Annotated in this window: 11 protein-coding genes and 1 pseudogene; 4 read left to right on the forward strand and 8 right to left on the reverse strand. The window is 41.0% G+C overall.

Going from position 1 to position 18,415, the window contains the following annotated elements; all coding sequences use genetic code 11:
* The first annotated feature begins 50 nt into the window (after positions 1 to 50).
* Together GTQ43_RS07145 and GTQ43_RS07150 are read left to right on the forward strand one after the other, a co-directional pair.
* Entirely contained in the window at positions 51 to 1,169 is a 1,119-nt protein-coding gene (locus GTQ43_RS07145) for a sulfonate ABC transporter substrate-binding protein (RefSeq protein ID WP_265271913.1), read from the forward strand.
* A 100-nt stretch (positions 1,170 to 1,269) separates the two neighbouring features.
* A complete protein-coding gene (locus GTQ43_RS07150; protein WP_265271915.1) occupies positions 1,270 to 2,091 on the forward strand; it encodes an NADPH-dependent oxidoreductase in 822 nt (273 codons plus the stop codon).
* 407 nt (positions 2,092 to 2,498) lie between these two features.
* Here GTQ43_RS07150 and GTQ43_RS07155 read toward each other — a convergent pair.
* The 4 genes and pseudogenes from GTQ43_RS07155 to GTQ43_RS07175 all read right to left on the reverse strand — a co-directional run bounded on the left by GTQ43_RS07155 (position 2,499) and on the right by GTQ43_RS07175 (position 10,519).
* Positions 2,499 to 6,544 (reverse strand): annotated as a pseudogene (locus GTQ43_RS07155) (DUF2157 domain-containing protein).
* A gap of 783 nt (positions 6,545 to 7,327) precedes the next feature.
* Positions 7,328 to 8,908, reverse strand: a complete 1,581-nt coding sequence (locus GTQ43_RS07165) for a glycosyltransferase family 39 protein (protein ID WP_265271918.1) — start codon at positions 8,906 to 8,908, stop codon at positions 7,328 to 7,330.
* A 16-nt stretch (positions 8,909 to 8,924) separates the two neighbouring features.
* Positions 8,925 to 10,214: a glycosyltransferase family 39 protein gene (locus GTQ43_RS07170; protein WP_321162420.1), complete on the reverse strand. Its 1,290-nt coding sequence runs from the start codon at positions 10,212 to 10,214 to the stop codon at positions 8,925 to 8,927.
* Between the two features lie 11 nt (positions 10,215 to 10,225).
* Complete coding sequence (locus GTQ43_RS07175) at positions 10,226 to 10,519, reverse strand: hypothetical protein (RefSeq protein WP_265271922.1); 294 nt, start codon at positions 10,517 to 10,519, stop codon at positions 10,226 to 10,228.
* A gap of 867 nt (positions 10,520 to 11,386) precedes the next feature.
* Between GTQ43_RS07175 and GTQ43_RS07180 the strand changes: the two genes are divergently transcribed.
* The gene (locus tag GTQ43_RS07180) at positions 11,387 to 13,498 is read left to right on the forward strand and encodes a TIGR00300 family protein (RefSeq protein ID WP_265271924.1); all 2,112 of its coding nucleotides are present in this window, start codon (positions 11,387 to 11,389) and stop codon (positions 13,496 to 13,498) included.
* A 41-nt stretch (positions 13,499 to 13,539) separates the two neighbouring features.
* Positions 13,540 to 14,073: a DUF2085 domain-containing protein gene (locus GTQ43_RS07185; protein ID WP_265271925.1), complete on the forward strand. Its 534-nt coding sequence runs from the start codon at positions 13,540 to 13,542 to the stop codon at positions 14,071 to 14,073.
* Here GTQ43_RS07185 and GTQ43_RS07190 read toward each other — a convergent pair.
* The 4 genes from GTQ43_RS07190 to GTQ43_RS07205 all read right to left on the reverse strand — a co-directional run bounded on the left by GTQ43_RS07190 (position 14,063) and on the right by GTQ43_RS07205 (position 18,386).
* A complete protein-coding gene (locus GTQ43_RS07190; protein WP_265271927.1) occupies positions 14,063 to 14,356 on the reverse strand; it encodes a PIN domain-containing protein in 294 nt (97 codons plus the stop codon). The genes GTQ43_RS07185 and GTQ43_RS07190 overlap by 11 nt on opposite strands.
* Before the next feature lie 74 nt (positions 14,357 to 14,430).
* Positions 14,431 to 14,655, reverse strand: coding sequence for a hypothetical protein (locus GTQ43_RS07195; protein ID WP_265271929.1), 225 nt, complete (start codon positions 14,653 to 14,655; stop codon positions 14,431 to 14,433).
* Between the two features lie 292 nt (positions 14,656 to 14,947).
* Entirely contained in the window at positions 14,948 to 16,222 is a 1,275-nt protein-coding gene (locus GTQ43_RS07200; protein WP_265271931.1) for a glycosyltransferase, read from the reverse strand.
* 904 nt (positions 16,223 to 17,126) lie between these two features.
* Positions 17,127 to 18,386 (reverse strand): glycosyltransferase, encoded by a 1,260-nt coding sequence (locus GTQ43_RS07205; RefSeq protein ID WP_265271933.1) that lies wholly within the window; start codon positions 18,384 to 18,386, stop codon positions 17,127 to 17,129.
* Positions 18,387 to 18,415 lie beyond the last annotated feature (29 nt).

Below are 18,415 nucleotides of genomic sequence, written 5' to 3' on the forward strand. Positions count from 1 at the left end.
CTATAAGTTTATAGTATTTATTGTATAGTTCAGAGAAATAAATCATTTTGATGATTAACCTAATCTTTCGCCGTTTGATTGCCAAGTGGATATCGTTGATAAAATTCAGGAATATCCCTTTTAACAACCAACACAAATTATTCTCTTCTTCTGTTTTGCCAATTTCTGGGGCTTTTGTGACAGGACTTTATTTGAGCGTGCTATTTGCTGCCTGTTCATCGCCATCGACTGTTAATTCTTCTAATCCTAGTGCTGCGCCTCAAGGTAATTCTGCTTCTGGCAAAGCCACAGTAGTAAGATTTGGCTATCAAAAATCGAATATTTTGCTGAGAAACAAAGGTGTCTTAGAAAAGCGTTTGTCACCAGATGGTATATCTGTAGAATGGATAGAATTTCCGGCGGGGCCACAATTACTAGAAGCTATGAATGTGGGGAGTATTGACTTCGGACATGTAGGAGAATCACCGCCAGTATTTGCCCAAGCTGCGGGAGCATCATTAACTTATGTGGCTGGTATTGTTTCTAGTCCTGCTGGTTCAGCAATTCTTGTTCCTCAGAATTCTTCAATTCAAAAACTTACTGACTTGAAAGGCAAAAAAGTTGCTTTTCAAAAAGGATCTAGTGCCCACTTATTGTTAGTCCAAGCTTTAGAGAAAGCAGGATTAAAATATACAGATATTGAACCTAAATATTTACCACCTGCTGATGCTCGTGCTGCATTTGTTAAGGGTAGTGTAGATGCGTGGGTGATTTGGGATCCTTTCTATGCATCGGCTCAAGAAGGAACTAAAGCCAGAGTTCTGATTGATGGAACAGGAATTAATAAACAGGGAGGATATTATTTGACGACGCGCAAATTTGTTAATGAAAATCCCCAAACGGTGAAGGCAGTTTTAGAAGAAATTCAAAATCTTGAAGAATGGTCTAAAAAGCATCGAGAAGAGGTAGCACAAACTCTATCATCTGTGCTAGCAATCGACATAGCAACAATGAGAAAAGCTACGAATAGGCGAAATTTTGGAATTGTGCCAATTGATGATAATCTGATTAATTTGCAACAAAAGGTTGCTGATACATATTATGAGTTAAAGCTAATTCCAAAAAAAGTTAATGTCAGAGATGGAGTGCTAACAAAAGAGCAATATGCTGCATTTTCACCAAAGGTTTAGACCAGAATTATAAATCGGCTGTAGGGGCATAGCGATGTGTAGACGTATGCCTCTACAAATGGAATTGGTAATAAAACATCTGAAAATCTTGGAGTTGATTATGACTAATCCTATAGAACTACTGCGATCGCGCTATGGTGAAATTCCCTTCAACCCTGAAATTGAGTGGAATGATTCTCTGACAGCATTATTATCTCACCGTTCCATCCGGTCTTATCTATCCGATCCCCTACCACAGGGAACTCTGGAATTGCTAATTGCAGCCGCTCAATCTGCATCTACTTCCTCTAATCTGCAAACCTGGAGTGTGGTAGCAGTGGAAGATCGAGAACGCAAAGAGGAGTTATCGAAGCTAGCGGGAAACCAAGCACATATTAAGCAAGTTCCTTTATTCTTAGTTTGGTTAGCAGACTTGGCGCGTCTAAGTTACGTTGCTGAGAGTCGCGGCATATCTCATGATGCGCTGGAATATTTGGAAATGTTCGTGATGGCAACAGTTGATGCCACCTTAGCGGCACAAAATGCAGCAGTTGCAGCTGAGTCACTCGGCTTAGGAACAGTCTATATCGGCGGAATTCGCAACCATCCGCAAGAGGTAGCAGAGATATTAAATTTGCCCTCCTCTGTGTATGCTGTATTTGGTCTGTGTGTAGGCTATCCCAATCCAGAGGTAGAAGCAGCGATTAAGCCAAGGTTGCCACAATCAGCTGTGCTGCACCGCGAAACTTATAAATTGGCAGATCAAGAAGAAGCGATCGCTCATTACAACGAGATCGTCAAAGAATTCTATACTGAACAAAAGATGAATATTGCTGGTGATTGGTCAGAACACTCAGCCCAAAGGATCGCCACCGTTGAGTCATTGAGAGGACGCGATCGCTTACGTGAAGTTCTCCATCACCTTGGCTTCAAGTTACTTTGACGCTCTCACGGCTGTTAATTCTCCGATTATTGTTAGAGGTTGTTTGAAAAGTAGTGAAGTGTGATTTTAGGCACTAGTTGATCCCCCCTAACCCCCCTTAAAAAGGCTACGGTGTATACACAAGTCTGAAATAGCTGAAAAACCCAAGGTTTTACCCCACCCTAACCCTCCCCTTATAAAGGGGAGGGAACTAGATTTTCGATTTCCCCCCTTTCTAAGGGGGATTAAGGGGGGTAATTTGACTTGTGTATACACGGTAGCTTAAAAAGGGGGAAGAATCAAAGTCCCCCTTTTTAAGGGGGATTTAGGGGGATCTCCAAGGGTTAGGCGTATAAAAAAAACTTTTCAAACAACCTCTTAGATAGGGATGATACTTCTAGTTCTGAACGCCCAAGTTTACATCGTCCCTATTCCCATAATTGAAATTCATCAATGGCACTACGAATTAAAGAAGTGATTTGAGCGCGACGGGTTTCAAAGTTGGCAGCGATGTAAATTAGTAAAATGCCGACTAGCAAGCCAACAACCCATTTTAAAAAGGAATACTGCAAGCTAAAAATTACCGATTGATAGATTGTAGTAATTATAAAAGTGGCTGTACCAACGTAGAGAAAAGCCCGCACTCGCAAAGCTAATCCGGCGAAAATGGCAATGAGGCTAAAAATTCCAGGTATCCAGGCTGGATTTTGATGAAATAGAATTGCCCACCCACAAATTAAACCACTACCTAGCACTCTCAAAATATGGCGAACTGTTTTGTACTCTGGTAGTCTGAGTTGGGTATCTACTTGAGCAATATAAAGCAGTGATAAACCAATTGGCGTTACATACCATAAAACATCCCTGAGATGTAAGGAATTAAACCAACGGTAAAGTGCCCAATCAATCAACGCCACACTAATATAGGTAAAACGGATGTTTTCACCAACTTTTGCCAGAAATATGTAAAATCCAGCTGCGATTACCAAGGTAATGGGGTAAGTTTGCAGTCTGGTTTCCCATAAAATTATCAGTGGTATGATGTAAGCGGCTTGCTGCCAAGGTTTTTTAGACCAACCCCAATTTTCCCAAGGGAGAATGTATAGAAAATAGGCTACCACACAAGCGATCGCACCATTCCAAGGAACTAACGGCCCAGCCCAAAATTTTCCGACTGCTGTCTCCCGCCAATAAACCCTCATGCCGGCTACCTCTAATAAGCCAAGGTAAACCCACATTTCGGCTATTGTGATTCCTCCCCAGATATTAGGGGAAGGGCGCGAATTTCGTCCCTGAAAGATGGCATAACGAATCAAAAATACTCCTGTTGCTAATCCCACCAAACGGTTAACTCCAATGGGAAGAGGAATAGCAGCCATTAATAAGCAGCTACTCCAAGCCCAATGAATATGGGCAATTCCTGTTAATTCTTGGGGAGTTAGACGTAAGTAGCTGACTAACCTTGGCGATAAAATCCGGTAAGCATACATGATACTGGCACCAAGGGCAGACATGGCAATTAATCCATCACCTAATGCTCCTCCTGAAGCTTGTAACATTTGATAGAACAAAAGTTCGTAGGCAGAAATGGATACGCCGATGATTCCTAAATACAGCAGGGGTTTAAAGTTCTCGCGCCGTCGCCCCACGCCAATGATTATTAAAGCTACACCCAAGGAATACAAACCAGTCCACTCGGTGAAGGTGTTAAAACGCAGCAGTACGCTAAATACACCATAAATTAAGGGCAAAACGTGAAGGCTGCTAGGAAGCCTTTCTAATTGATGTCGTCGTCGCCACCACTCCCCGAAAAGTTGAGCAATTAAACCTAAAGCGATATTTGCGATCGCAATTTTAACAGTTGAGCGTTCCCCAAATCCCAATCCCTGGGATGTCAACAATTCCAAAGACCAACCAATGCCATAGAAAGCCCAATTTGTCGGTTGTGACCAACTACGATAAACAATAGCTGTCAGGGCGATTGCAGTGGCAGATAAATACAAAAATCCTGAAGTAATAAACCCTGAGTAAATTAGTACTGAGTGGATGGTCAAACTAAACAACTCAAAACCACACAAGGCGATCGCCCATTTATCACTAGCGGCTGCATATACAAGTGCTAATTCGTTACCGCGTCGGCTCAAAACTGTCCGTGCTAACCATAAACTTAGGGTTGCGATCGCACCGACGAGAAACCAACCTCCGATGGCGAGGCGAGGTAAGCCAGGTACACCCGTCCACAGCAGCGCCCCAATGAAACTAAGAAAAAACCCTTCTGTAATTACCGCAGATATTTGGTTTCGTAAATAGCGGGTATTGGCGAACATTAACCCCGCACCCACTCCCAAACCGATTAATCTGATTCCTGGTAACTGCAAAATAAGTAGCTGGGCAACTCCCACAGCCAAGATACTCAAGTAACGGGTAGTAGTCCGACGTTCTGTAGTTGTACAATTAGCAACACCCGTGAGAGCTATAGGCGTAACTAGCCATAAGGCTCCCAAATAGGCTTGGCTATCAGCTACACCATACCAAGATGATTCTGCATTCATCCACAACAGGAAAAAACTAGCTGCGGCTAGTCCTAAGCCGATATCCCATGCACTACGTTGCCAGAGTCCTTCTTCGACGCTAAATCGCCATTCGGCAACCATCAGAGCTAATAAAATACTTGCCCAAACTTGTTGACTCAGGTTTGGTGCGAGCCAATTAATGGTAGAGCAAAATGTCAGCACTCCCATGATATGAGTTAGATATACCAGGGGAAGGGATGAGGAAGAACGGCGTTGAGTGACAAATGCCAGAGTAATGGTAGAAAATAGCAGATTTAGCGATCGCAGTAGAGGATTTACTATAGCGATCGTTGTTAAAAAAGTTCCCAATAATAGGGTAAGCAGTTCGCCAAATTTAGCTAATTCTCGCTTTTCGGTGCGATGTAGACTATCTGTCAGCGCCACCATTAAAATTATGTAGGGAAATAAAGCTACACCCAGCAATGCCCAAGGTTCATTTTGAGAATTAGTGAGTTGGGTGCTAGTTGCGATCGCCAATTTCTGTAAGCTATCAGGTACTAATCGCCAACCTAGCCAAATCGTCTGTAAGCCGATGATGAAAACCGCAGCGAAGTCTACCTTTAAACTGTATCGCCGCAAACGACTTTCCAGAAACCACAAACCCAAACCACTAACAGCGATCGCTTGCCAAGGATAATTTATTACCGAAACCAGCCAACCGAGGAAGAGGAGAATACCACCAATTTTTTCCCAAAGGAAGAGAGACGAGGGGAATGGGGGAGATGGGGAGAATATTACAGTTACATCCCCTACTCCCCCTGCTTCCCCTGCTCCCCCTGCTCCCCCTGCTCCCCCTGCTCCCCCTGCTTCCCCTGCTCCCCTGCTCCCCCTACTTCCCCTGCTCCCCCTGCTCCCTGCCCCCTGCCCCCTGCCCTCTTCTGTGCTAACCAAGTGACTAGAGCGCCGCAAATACCGATCGCTAATCCTAACTGCGTCACATCTACCTTTGTCACAAAAATCGCTCGGACTAGTAGTACTAGCAGAGCATAAATAATGACAGCAGCAGGTAAGCTAATATTTAAACTTTGGCGTAGGCGTAGCCCGTCGTAGACATCGCTTCTATCTTCATTAGGCTGTCGGTAAAGATTGTAATAAATGGTAATGATGGTTGTGCCAATCATGGCTACATAGATGGCAATTAAGGGAAATCCTCTTAATTGCCAACCCCAATGCAGATAACTTAACCCCAGAATATTTGCTAGAGGTAATTTGCCGGGATCTAATTTGGCAAAAATAGTCCGATTTTTGGAGAGTAAAATAGTTATAGCAGTCAGAGACGGGCAAGCGATCGCAACTACAATCCAATCCAGAGGATTTTGCCACAACCGAAAGCTATCCATCGCCCAAAAGTTCATCGGCACTAACAAAAGGGTGACAATCAGCAATGTCTGAGCCGTCAATCTCAGGTTATTTTGCCTCGATGCCCAAAAGCTTAATCCCCAAAAACTCAAAGTATAAGCAAATAAAACTCCATACTGTCCAGAAGCAGGAAACTTTTGCCACTGACTTGCAGCCAGTACCCCAGAAGACACTACTACTAGGAATACCCCTAGAAAAAGTAGCCAACGGACACTAAGTTCTGCCCCCAAGGACTGCAACATTGTACTGAGAAAGTTGGGTTCAGTTGGTTTTTGTTGCAGTTGTCTACGATTACTAGCTTGTAAAGCTCCTACAGTCAACTGCTGTACGGAATCGGAAGTTGCAAATACTACCTTTGTTTTAGTTTCAACCTGGGGCTGCAACGCCACCGGACACACTAGAAACTCTTGACATAGCTGCTTAACTTGGGCATCAGATATCAAACCTAAGCGCAGCCATATATCTAATCCTTCTAACAACTGAGGATGTGAAGATGGTAGTCTGATTTCAAATTTTAGCGGGCGCTCAAGGGGCGATGACATAAACGGCAGAGGTACAAGTATATACTTAAAATATTGGTTTAATTAAAGTATATTTTGGCTCTAATTGTGCCATTTATGAGGCTAATTGATATTAATTTTTAACCTATGAGTCATATTCAAATACCAAATTGCCTGTTTTTCGGTTGCACCTTACACCTGCCCAACCCATGTATAGGAATCATATTTAATTTTTGAAAAAAGATAAGTATCTGTAGGGTGTGTTAGACGGAACGTCGTAATGCACCATCCCAAGCTGATGGTGCATTATGCTACGCCAGTACTCTACGAGAAGCCGCCCTCCAGGTGTCTACGCTCAAGTCGGGAAACCCACCTAGAGGAATAGCTTCCCTATGTGTATTTCAAAAATAAAATACTAATCTATATATACCTGCCTATCCTTAGAGGTTGTTTGAAAAGTAGTTAGGTGTGATTTTAGGCACTCGTTGATCCCCCCTAACCCCCCTTTTTAAGCAGGGCTGATTCATTCCACAAGACGAAGGAGTTTGTCAAGATGGTTAGCGAGAAAATTGTAAGTGAGGGTGACGAGAAGATGAACTTTTAAGCACTTGAACAACAGTAAAATTGTTCATTTTCTTGGCAAGCTGGTAACAAAATAATCAATTTTAAATCGCTAGAACCCTTGATATTTAGCGCTCTTTAGGGAATGAATCAGCCCTGCCTTTTTAAGGGGGGAACCGAAATCAAAGTCCCCCTTTTAAGGGGGATTTAGGGGTATCTCTAAGGGTTAGGCGTATAAAAAAACTTTTCAAACAACCTCTTAGTTTAGATAGATTTCGTTACTTTCCAGAGTGCTTTGTCTATCTGCTGTAACTTTGAGTTATAAATTTTCTCAATCCCAGTCTTTAAGAAGTCAGAGGGCTTGAACAAGAATATGTCAGTAAAGCCATTAGTAATCTTTGGTAACTGTTGTTCTGCTACGAGTTGTAATCGCACTTTTGGATCGAGTAAATGACCAAGCGTTTGGATTAAAATAATATCAGCGTCGCTAATCAAAAGTGGTTTATTAACTTGACTCAGAATTTTAGCGATTTCAGGATCTTCTTGGTATCTTTGAGGGACTTTAATCCACCATATCTGGGCTTGAGAACTAAGGGTACAAGATATAATTCCGCTGATAATTACCAGAGAAGTTGCAACTGACCACAGCTTTTTTTGCCAAATTGTAGAAGAGGTAGATGTTAATTTAATAGTAAATAGGTAAGCAACAGCTAACTCCATACCTAAAACTACTGGAAGTAAATATCGAGTACTAGCATATCGTTTTTCAAAGACTAAATCTATTACCAGTAGAGGAAGCCCTATAGACCCAATCATGAGTAAGATAAATAACCAAACTTCTTTAGATGTTCTTCGACAGAGAACATAAATTGAGTAGATTATTAGAGCTAGAATAATTAAAATAAAAGGAATTAAAGCAATCTGATATTTGACTGGGTCGCTAGGGCTAATACCTAAATCCAGAAAAGCACGACTAATAATCCCAATCCACCTTACAGATGACTGAAACAATGTTTGTTTAGCATTTACCCAACTTATTTTGTCAGGAGTAGGGTGAGTAATAATAATCCAAATCCAAGGTAAAAAAGTTATTAGCCCTGCAATGAATGAAAATAGGTAATAAATCGATGTTTTAGTTAATCTAAAACGTTCAGTTACAACTACATAAATTCCCTGTCCAATAGCAATCAAGCTAAAAAATAAGTGACTATAAAATCCTAGTACTAATGTTGCTGCATAAATGCACCAACTAACCTTTGTCTTCAGGCGCATAGCTCGCAGCAGTGCTGCGCTCGATACTAATATGGCTACTACCCATAAACTATATGTTCGTGCTTCTTGTGCATACAAAACATGAAGAGGTGAAATGGCTATCAATACAATGGACATCCACCCTATTAGTGAAGAGTCAAATAATTCTTTGCATAGCCAATAAAGACAAGGAAAGGTGAGCAGACTAATAAATGCCGAAAAACTTCTCGTCACTGCAATGGAATTACCAAACCACTCTACCCAAAACCTGAGCATCACGAAATATAGCGGTACAACCTGTGATTCTTCTGCAATCAATCCTTTAATTGTATCAACTGTGCCTTTTTCCGAATTAGGATATTGATATTTATGTAAATCTTCAATAGTGAGCAAATGACCATCACGTAACTGCTGATTCATATCTGATTCTAGATAACCAGATATACGTAATGATGAATAAACTTCATCATTCCAATAAATTTTTCGGTCAATATTTACGAAGCGAAAGAATATGCCTGTTACTAATATGGCGATCGTTAAAAAACGTAACAAGTTTTTAGAAATAACCCAGTTATGCGAAAGTTGCTTTTGCATCGATATTTCAATCCTCTTAAGGTTTTGCTATTTTCCAGAGTGACTGATCTATGTGCTGTAACTTTGAGTTATAAATTTTTTCAATTCCAGCTTTTAAGAAGTCAGACGGCTCAAACAAGAACAAAAATATGTCAGTAAAGCCATTAGTAATTTCTGGTAACTGATTTTTTTCTAAAATTTGAAATCGCACCTTTGGATCGACTAAGTAACTAAGTATTTGTACAGGTGGAAGCGTATTCTCAACATCACTAATTACAAGTGGTTTATTACTTTGATTAATAATGCTAGCAATTTTCGGAAATTCTTGGTATTTTTCAGGATATTTATTCCACCACATTTGGGCTTGAGAACTGATTGTACAGGATATGATTCCGGCAATAATTACCATAAATGCTGCAAATGACCAGAGCTTTTTCTGCCAAATTTTAGGTGAGATAGACGTGATTTTAGTAGTAAATAGGTAGGCAATAGCTAACTCCATACCTAAAACTGAGGGAAGTATATACCTAGTAGTAGCATATCGTTTTTGAAAGACGAAATCTACTACAAGTAAAGGAAGTCCTACAGAGCCAATCAAGGTTAAAACAAATAACCAAACTTCTTTAGAACTTCTTCGACAAAGAACATAAATTGAGTAGATTATTAGAGCTAAAATAATTACAATAAAAGGAATTAGTAAAATCTTAAGTTTTCCTGGATCGCTAGGGCTAATACCTAAATCAAGAAAGGCACGACTAAAAATACCAGCCCACCTCATAGCTGACTGAAATAATGTTTGTTTGGTATTCCCCCAATTTACTGATTCTGGTTGAGGGTGAGTAATAATAATCCAAATCCAAGGTAGAAAATTTATCAGCCCTGCAAGGAATGAAAACAGGTAATAAATAGATGTTTTACTCACTCGGAAGCGTTCGATTGCAAATACATAAATTCCCTGTGCAAAGGCTACTAAGGTAAAAAATAGATGAGAATAAAAACCTAGTACTAATGTTGCTGTATAAATGCACCAACTAACCTTTGTTTTTAGGCGCATGGCTCGCAACAATGCTGCGCTCGATACTAAGATAGCTACTATCCATAGACTATACGATCGCACCTCTTGTGCATACAAGACATGAACCGGTGAAATAGCTACCAATCCCATAGCCATCCACCCGATTAATGAAGATCCAAATAATTCTCGGCATAGCCAATAAATACAAGGAAAAGTAAGTAGACTAATAAATGCCGAAAAACTTCTTGTAATTGCTACAGAATTACCAAAGCACTCTATCCAAAATCGGGTCAGCAAGATGTATAGGGGCAAAATCTGCGAGTCTAGTCTTCAAAAGCAACCCCTTTAATTGTATCAATTGAGCTTTTCTCCGCATTGGGATACTGGTATTTATGCAAATCTTCGACGCTGGTTAAATGACTATTACTTAACTGCTGATTCATTTCTGACAGCGTATAACCAGAGATGCGTAATGAGGAGAAAACTTCATCACCCCAATAAAGTTTTTTGTCCAAATTGACGAAACGAAAAAATACACCTATTACTAAGAGAATGATGATTAAAAAACGTAGCAAAGATTTAGAAATAAACCAGTCATTTGATAATTGCTTTGTCATGCAGTTTTCAATCTCCTTAAAGCCTTAATCAAGGCTGGTATAATTTTATTGTTATCGTCACAGTTTCTTATTTAATTTAATTAAAGGTATTTTTTCAATTTATCGATCTCACGATTATTGCGATATTCCACAACTACATCCTAAATTTGATTTGAAAATCAATTAGGATTCAAGATATTATTTCATATAATTTCGTATAAAATCTAAAAATATTTTTTATGGAAGTTATTTTAGCTATTTTTGTTTAACTTAATAAACTGATTTTTCTTACCAGCCTAACGTCTAATCATTAACAATTCGTCCATCAAGAATACTTAAGCTAATAGGATACCATGTCTACAGAATGAGTCTCAAAAAATTTGTAGCTTTTGGGATAAATACGTTATATTAAATGCTATATTATAGTATAGATTAATCTAGATGTAAAATAATTGTACCAAAAACAAAAAGATTTGATAAAGTTTATATTAAGTTAACGTAAATACTCATTAGATGAGAATTTCAACCACCACTAAGTTAACGTTTGTTTAACAAAATAGGCAGTTCAATAGAGAGGAATACTGACCTTTACAAGAACTGCTGAGGTGCATACGGAGGGATTGCAGGTATTTTTTATCTCTCTTTCCCTGAGAGCAGAATTACTCAGCAATACTGAAACAATTCGGGATGAAAGATAGATGTATGTAATTTTGCCACCTTCTCTACTTATTCCTATCTTCCAGTAATAGAATTAATAACGAAGCCTTTGCAAAGCCTTCAACTATCAAAAGAGAGAAGCTCTATTCGCAGATTTTACTAAATTTCAGTAAATCTAGAATCTGTATCCAGAATTAGGCTTGTAGCATATAAAACGCTTGTAATATTTTTATGACTTCCCGTATTCGCTTTTTGATGTGTCCTCCTGACCACTACGATGTAGACTATGTGATTAATCCCTGGATGGAAGGGAATATTCACAAATCATCGCGCGATCGCGCCGTGGAACAGTGGCAAGGGCTATACCAGATCCTCAAACAACACGCCATTGTAGACTTAGTACCACCTGAAAAAGGTTGGCCTGATTTGGTTTTTACCGCCAACGCTGGCTTAGTACTGGGGGATAATGTTGTCCTCAGTCGCTTTTTACACAAAGAACGTCAGGGAGAGGAGCCTTTCTTCAAACAATGGTTTGAAGCAAATGGTTATACAGTCAATGAACTTCCCAAAGATTTGCCCTTTGAGGGAGCAGGAGACGCACTGCTGGATCGGGAAGGACGCTGGTTATGGGCGGGATATGGTTTCCGCTCAGAATTAGATTCTCACCCTTATCTAGCGAAATGGCTGGATATTGAGGTTTTGTCTCTGCGACTGATAGATGAGCGTTTTTATCACCTGGATACCTGTTTTTGTCCCTTAGCAAATGGTTATTTACTATATTATCCAGCCGCTTTTGATTCTTACTCCAATCGCTTAATTGAAATGCGAGTCGCACCAGAAAAGCGAATCGCAATTGCTGAAGCCGATGCAGTCAACTTCGCTTGTAATACGGTGAATGTGGACAGCATTGTAATCATGAACAAAGCGAGTGATGCTTTGAAAACCCGCCTTGCAGAGGTAGGTTTCCAAGTGCTGGAAACACCTCTAACTGAATTTCTCAAAGCTGGTGGCGCAGCTAAATGTTTAACCTTGCGGGTAACAGAACCAGTTAGAGATGAAATTCATGCTAATGTTTCGGTAGAAAGCCGCATCATTCGCATGGAAGGACACTTACTTGATGCTGGCTTAATTAACCGCGCCTTGGATTTGATTATAGATGCTGGGGGAAGCTTCCAAGTCCTGAATTTTAACTTGGGGGAACAACGGCAAAGTACCTCCGCCGCTGAGGTGAAGGTATCAGCACCATCTCATGAGGTGATGGAAGAAATCATCTCTCTATTGATTGATTTGGGTGCAGTAGATTTACCCCATGATGAGCGAGACGCGATCTTGGAACCTGTGATCCAAGATGGTGTAGCGCCTGATGATTTCTACGTCAGTACAATTTATCCTACCGAAGTCCGAATTAATGGACAGTGGATCAAGGTAGAAAATCAGCGCATGGATGGCGCGATCGCAATTACTCAAACTTCCACTGGTTTCGTTGCTAGGTGTAAAATATTACGCGACTTAGAGGTTGGCGAACAGGTAATTGTAGATGTTTTAGGTATCCGTACCATTCGCAAAACAGAATCGCGCGAACAACGCAGCACCCAAGAATTCAGCTTCATGTCGGCGGGGGTTTCCAGCGAACGGCGCGTGGAATTGGTGGTTGAACAAGTGGCTTGGGAATTACGAAAAATCCGCGATGCTGGCGGTAAAGTAGTTGTCACAGCTGGGCCCGTGGTAATTCACACTGGTGGCGGCGAACACCTGGCGCAACTGGTTCGGGAAGGATACGTACAGGCGTTGCTTGGTGGAAATGCGATCGCAGTTCACGACATCGAGCAAAATATCATGGGCACTTCCTTGGGTGTGGACATGAAGCGGGGTGTCGCCGTCCGTGGTGGACATCGCCATCACCTGAAGGTAATTAATAGTATCCGTAGATATGGCAGCATTGCCAAAGCTGTGGAGGCGGGGGCAATTAAGAGTGGCGTGATGTATGAGTGCGTTCACAATCATGTGCCTTTTGTGCTTGCGGGATCGATTCGGGATGACGGGCCTTTGCCTGATACGCAAATGGATTTGATTCAAGCGCAGGAGGAATATGCTAAACACCTAGAAGGTGCGGAGATGATTTTGATGCTGTCATCAATGCTACACTCCATTGGCGTGGGGAATATGACTCCGGCGGGGGTGAAGATGGTATGTGTGGATATTAATCCAGCTGTGGTGACTAAATTAAGCGATCGCGGTTCTGTGGAATCGGTTGGGGTGGTGACGGATGTGGGTTTATTCCTCAGTTTGTTGATTCAGCAGTTGGATAAGTTGACGAGTCCTTATGTGAATAAGGTAGGTTAAAAGACGAACCGCAGAGGCGCAGAGGACGCAGAGAGAGGGAGATGGTAAGAGTAGCTTTTAATGAGGAGTTGCAAGTTAATTGGGTCAGTTTGATTGCTGATTTCATGTTGATGGGGATGGTTTTTGGCCCGCCTATCGCTCCCTTTTTGGCTGCGTCTGGAGTGTCTTTGCTTCCTGGGATTGCGGACATCATTTATTTTATGGGTAATCATGTATGTCCGCAACCAAATATGGGGTTAGATTTAGCACCACCGTTTATTATGGCTGTGTGTATGCGTTGCTACGGCACCGTCACGGGTTTGTTGATTACTCGTCTGCTGTATGGAGTAACTGGTGGTAAGGGATTTTACTGGTTAAGTCAGTATGGAGCGAGTGGTACTGCGATCGCTAGTGTGTTGATGATGGCTTATCCTTTAGAATTGGCAGCACAAGTTTTCGGTTTGTGGAGTTTTAATAATTATCTGGTTACGCCTTTTGGGTTGATTACGGGTTTGGCGTGGGGATTGTTTACTATGCCAATTTTGCACGGTTGGCGGGGTGCTAAAGAAGATAAAAGAGCGATCGCTACCAACTAATAACTGCTAAAGTTGATACTCTTACAAATTCCCGATCCGCCGTTACTAGATTCGCAGTTGCCTGAAGCGCCATCGCTGCAATGATTGCATCGGGTAGTTTCAGCCGATATTGCTGACGAAGTTGGATAATTTGCTCAATTAACACTGTATCATCACTCATTAAACTAACAACTTCAACTCGTTGGATAAATTGCTGAAAGACTTGACGATCTCCCTGACTCAACCCAGAAAATGCTAGAAATTCAATTTGACTAAATAATTGAAATTCCGATCCAATCAGCATTTTGCAACAGTTGCAGCAGTTGTAAATTACCTTGTAACAGTGCCACGATCGCATTTGTATCCAACAAATAGCGACTACCATTCATCCCGTAGTACCCTTTGCGCCGCTAGTCCATCTCCCTCCCAGAGCAACTTTCCCGCAAGATCGGAAAAATCATAATCAGATTTTTGTGTTCTATCTAATGCAACCGGATTCAGAACAACTACGATATTCACCTGTCCAGGCGCTAACTCTGTTGGAATGTCAAGATGCAAATGCCCCGATGCATCAATAGTTGTCGTCAGTTGAAAAATTTCCATTTTTATCCCAGCTATTGAACTCTGGTTTAATTTTAATGCGATGTCTACGACGGGCTATGCCTACGCACCATTGCACTAATAGCCTTGGTCATCATTACAGCTATTTTCAGGTAAATAGACCACACCGTAGCGGCAATTCATGAATTGCCACTACGACAGATGTGGTTCAAATACATGAAAACTGCTGTAAGGTAAGTTCCTCAACCAATTCATAATTACGAATTATAATCATCCCTCTCCGACTCGGAGAGGGACGGTTTTACATAGTAAAACCAGAGAGAGGTCTTTATCCTTATCGTCTCATCCTACTACCTACCTTCACCTTCTGAGATCCTTCAACAATTTGGTAAAGTTTATCTTCAAGTTTTTGCATACATGCCGACCAATCAAATTCAAGTATCGAGGGGCGAGCATGCCGAGTCATATCTGCTTTCAAATCGGGATTTTCCAGAATCGTAATCACCTTTTGAGCGAAGTCTTTAGGGTTGTTAGGTTGGGCAAGAAAGCCATTTCGACCAGGAAATACCTGTTCTGAGGTTGACGGTGCAACAACGGCAACCAGAGGGGTTCCAGATGCTAGCGCTTCGTTATTTGTAGTGCAGAAGTTCTCAGTAACGGAGGGATTTACAAAAACATCTGCTCTAGCAAACCAACCTAAAAGTTCTGTACCGTGGGACTCGCCCCAGATAGTAATACCCGATCCAAACTTTTTAGCACGCTCACGAATCTCTTCATCCAACGGGCCACTACCAACAATCACCAGATGAACATCAGGAATTTTAGCAGCGATGACTGGAAAGATATCAAGCAGTTGGTTAACGTTCTTTTCCGGGGTGATGCGTCCCACAAACAAAAGAGTTGGTCGGTTGTCGTTAGGAATGGGATTGTAACAAATGTTTCGCGGGTGGAATTTTTCGCAATCAATGCCTTGATAAGGAACGTATTCGGCGCGTTGACATTTTAGTTCTTCGTATTTAGTGAGTTGTTCTTTAGAAGAAAAGTAATTAAAGTCATAAGACTCACTAAATTGCTTGACTAAAACGGGAATAATTGGACGAACCAAGTTAAAGAATTTATCTCCAAAATAATATTTGATATACGCAACGATATCAGTATGGAAGAGCGATATTATTGGAGTGCCTGTTCGTTTTGCGTATTCGACACCAATCGGACGACCATAACCTTGCAAGAAAAATGAGTATAAACCCCTCATTTGCGCAGCTTCTTCAACCAAGATAATATCAGGCTGAAATTTCTCCAGCAACTTGGTATCACTCCAATGTCGATAGTTTAATGGTTGAGGAAGAGACTTATAGAATACCAGTGGTTCTGTAGGAAATGCGTAAGCAGAGAAATTGGGAAAAGACTGAATTTCATTCAAACCTGGCATGGGGCGATCGCCAACATTTTTGGGATAGCGATCGCTAATTTGCGGATGAGCGAGAAAAACCTCATGTCCTTGCTCTAACAGCCAACGAACTCGTTGGTGAACTGCGACAGAAACACCAGTTAAAAAAGGAGCGTACAATCCTGTAAATAAAGCAATGCGAAGTTTTTGCTTAGTCATAAAAAAGGGGAATATTTCACAAAAATGCTGGTTTGGAATTTAGGATTTACGCAGCTTATGTTTTATGAACATCCTGATTATCTCGCTCAGGGATTCCCACCAATAAAGTTAGACTAAGGATTTACGCATTTTCAAATAGCCAAAATTTTCGATTATGAGGAGGATGTTTATAAACCTGGATTAAAACTATCAAAACATCCTAAATACTGACTCAAAATTCCCCTTAATATATTTGTCTAAACCCTTGTCATTAATGCAAATACATTTTGATAATCAACAACAATAAACGTGTATTATGACAAGGATTGTAGCTAATATAGTTCTACTAAATATAAGATAATATAATTTGAATGCTAAGGAATGTTTAGTGTAAGAACTTTCATCATAATTCGTAATTAAATAGGGGTTGATAAGTAGTCGGACACAATATTTACAGTCATTGCGAGCGAAGTGAAGCAATCCCAGCCGCAAGCGAATTGCTTCATTTCGCAACTCTTGGAGACGCTACCGCGTTAAGCGAAGCTATGCCGAAGGCTTTACGCTCCATTCGCAATGACATTATGTAATTAATTCTGTCTGACTACTTACTCCCGTTAAGATAAACGGTACTTCGATACTATTCTCTACGAGAGGCTATACCAACGACAACGCTCAGGAGAAGAAGCTAAGTGACCGCTTGTTTTGTATCGGGGTTTAAATTCCCGTCACAAATGGTTACTGAGCGCAGCCGAAGTAACATAATTACGAATTACGAATTATTTAATACCAATTCTTTATGAAGACGCACATAACAAGACCCCCCTGTAGTCCCCCCTTGGTAAGGGGGGACGGCGACAGCCGAGGGGTAAATATATGCAGCTTCACAGAAAATTGGTATAAGCCAGTTCATATTTAGTAATTTAGTTCAAAGAGAAACCTTGTTATTAATAGGCTGATCTAACCATTGATAAGGGCGATATTCTACTAGCCGGACATTCCAAGGCCCTTTAATTCGATAGGAGATACCGCGCCAGGTAACTGTTGAGATCCAAATGGATGATAGCATCGCTAACCCATAAACCCACTGTGTTAGCGGAATCCCAATCAACATTTTAATGATTGTACCAGCTGATAATTTTGCGATCGCCTGGTCGTTAGAGAGAACCACTCGCTGTATCTCTAATTCCAACACCAGCATAATCAAGAGTAATCCGACAGTATAGACACTATAACAGCCTAACAAGAGAGCCGCAGCTTCCCATTTTGCCTGTAAGAAGGACTCTAAAACTAAGATAATGAGTGCAGTAGGAAACAAAATGCTAGAAACAGATTCACTCACTAAAGCTAACCAACGCGGGTGATACAGTCGAGAAAAAAGTATCAGGCGCTTGAGATAGTCGATTAAGTTAGATAAATCAGTCTCTTCACGATTGACAATTAGCAGCGAAGGCACAAACTTTACCTGAAACCCATGTTTTTTAAGGATGTCGTGCATCATAAAATCTTCGCCTAAAGCTTGTCCCCACTTATCAAGGAGTTCTGTTTGGCGAAGCACTTCGGTTTTTACAGCCAAACTCCCACCCCAAGGAATTTGGAAGATAAACATTTGTACCACTGTGGATACATTGCCAATGTACCGCACTAAAGATCCCCAATACCTACCAGTAGGTACGTACCAACGATTACCTGTTGTTGCCCCTACTTTAGGATTAGCTAAAGGACTGACTAATTCTCGCAACCAATTCACATGGACTATGGTATCAGCATCTACTAGGGCAACCACCTTATAGGAATCATCCAACTCACGGACAGCTTGGACTAAGGAACTGCATTTGAGACTACAATTGTTACGTACTATTTTCAAAGCGCTAATTTGAACGTTGGTCGCTTCTTGCTCTGTGATGCTTTCACTGGCAATTTTCCAAGCGGGGTCTTCATGACTATCAACGATCAATTTTAAATCATAGTGTGGATAGTTTTGGTTCAGGAGCGATCGCAAACATCTAGGCAAAAACGGATCGGCTCCCCGTAGGCAAAGAATTACTGCTGTTTTGGGTAACTGGTCATCTGGTAATAAGTTTTTTTTAGATGAGCGCAGATACCATATAAAGACAAGCGTTAAACACACCTGAATAACCAACCAACCCATCAAAGACTTAGACAAAAATATCGCCAAATCTTCCATTAAATTTTTAATCTCCGGTAGAATCTTGT

The sequence above is a fragment of the Nostoc sp. KVJ3 genome (genome assembly GCF_026127265.1).
In the GTDB taxonomy this organism is placed as follows: Bacteria; Cyanobacteriota; Cyanobacteriia; order Cyanobacteriales; family Nostocaceae; genus Nostoc.

Bases quoted from the DNA above. Each gene is read 5' to 3' on its own strand.
- GTQ43_RS07190 (WP_265271927.1), bottom strand. From the start codon at position 14,356: ATGCTGATTGGATCGGAATTTCAATTATTTAGTCAAATTGAATTTCTA.
- GTQ43_RS07205 (WP_265271933.1), bottom strand. From the start codon at position 18,386: ATGGAAGATTTGGCGATATTTTTGTCTAAGTCTTTGATGGGTTGGTTG.
- GTQ43_RS07180 (WP_265271924.1), top strand. From the start codon at position 11,387: ATGACTTCCCGTATTCGCTTTTTGATGTGTCCTCCTGACCACTACGAT.
- GTQ43_RS07175 (WP_265271922.1), bottom strand. From the start codon at position 10,519: ATGACAAAGCAATTATCAAATGACTGGTTTATTTCTAAATCTTTGCTA.
- GTQ43_RS07165 (WP_265271918.1), bottom strand. From the start codon at position 8,908: ATGCAAAAGCAACTTTCGCATAACTGGGTTATTTCTAAAAACTTGTTA.
- GTQ43_RS07145 (WP_265271913.1), top strand. From the start codon at position 51: ATGATTAACCTAATCTTTCGCCGTTTGATTGCCAAGTGGATATCGTTG.
- GTQ43_RS07150 (WP_265271915.1), top strand. From the start codon at position 1,270: ATGACTAATCCTATAGAACTACTGCGATCGCGCTATGGTGAAATTCCC.
- GTQ43_RS07185 (WP_265271925.1), top strand. From the start codon at position 13,540: ATGGTAAGAGTAGCTTTTAATGAGGAGTTGCAAGTTAATTGGGTCAGT.
- GTQ43_RS07200 (WP_265271931.1), bottom strand. From the start codon at position 16,222: ATGACTAAGCAAAAACTTCGCATTGCTTTATTTACAGGATTGTACGCT.
- GTQ43_RS07195 (WP_265271929.1), bottom strand. From the start codon at position 14,655: ATGGAAATTTTTCAACTGACGACAACTATTGATGCATCGGGGCATTTG.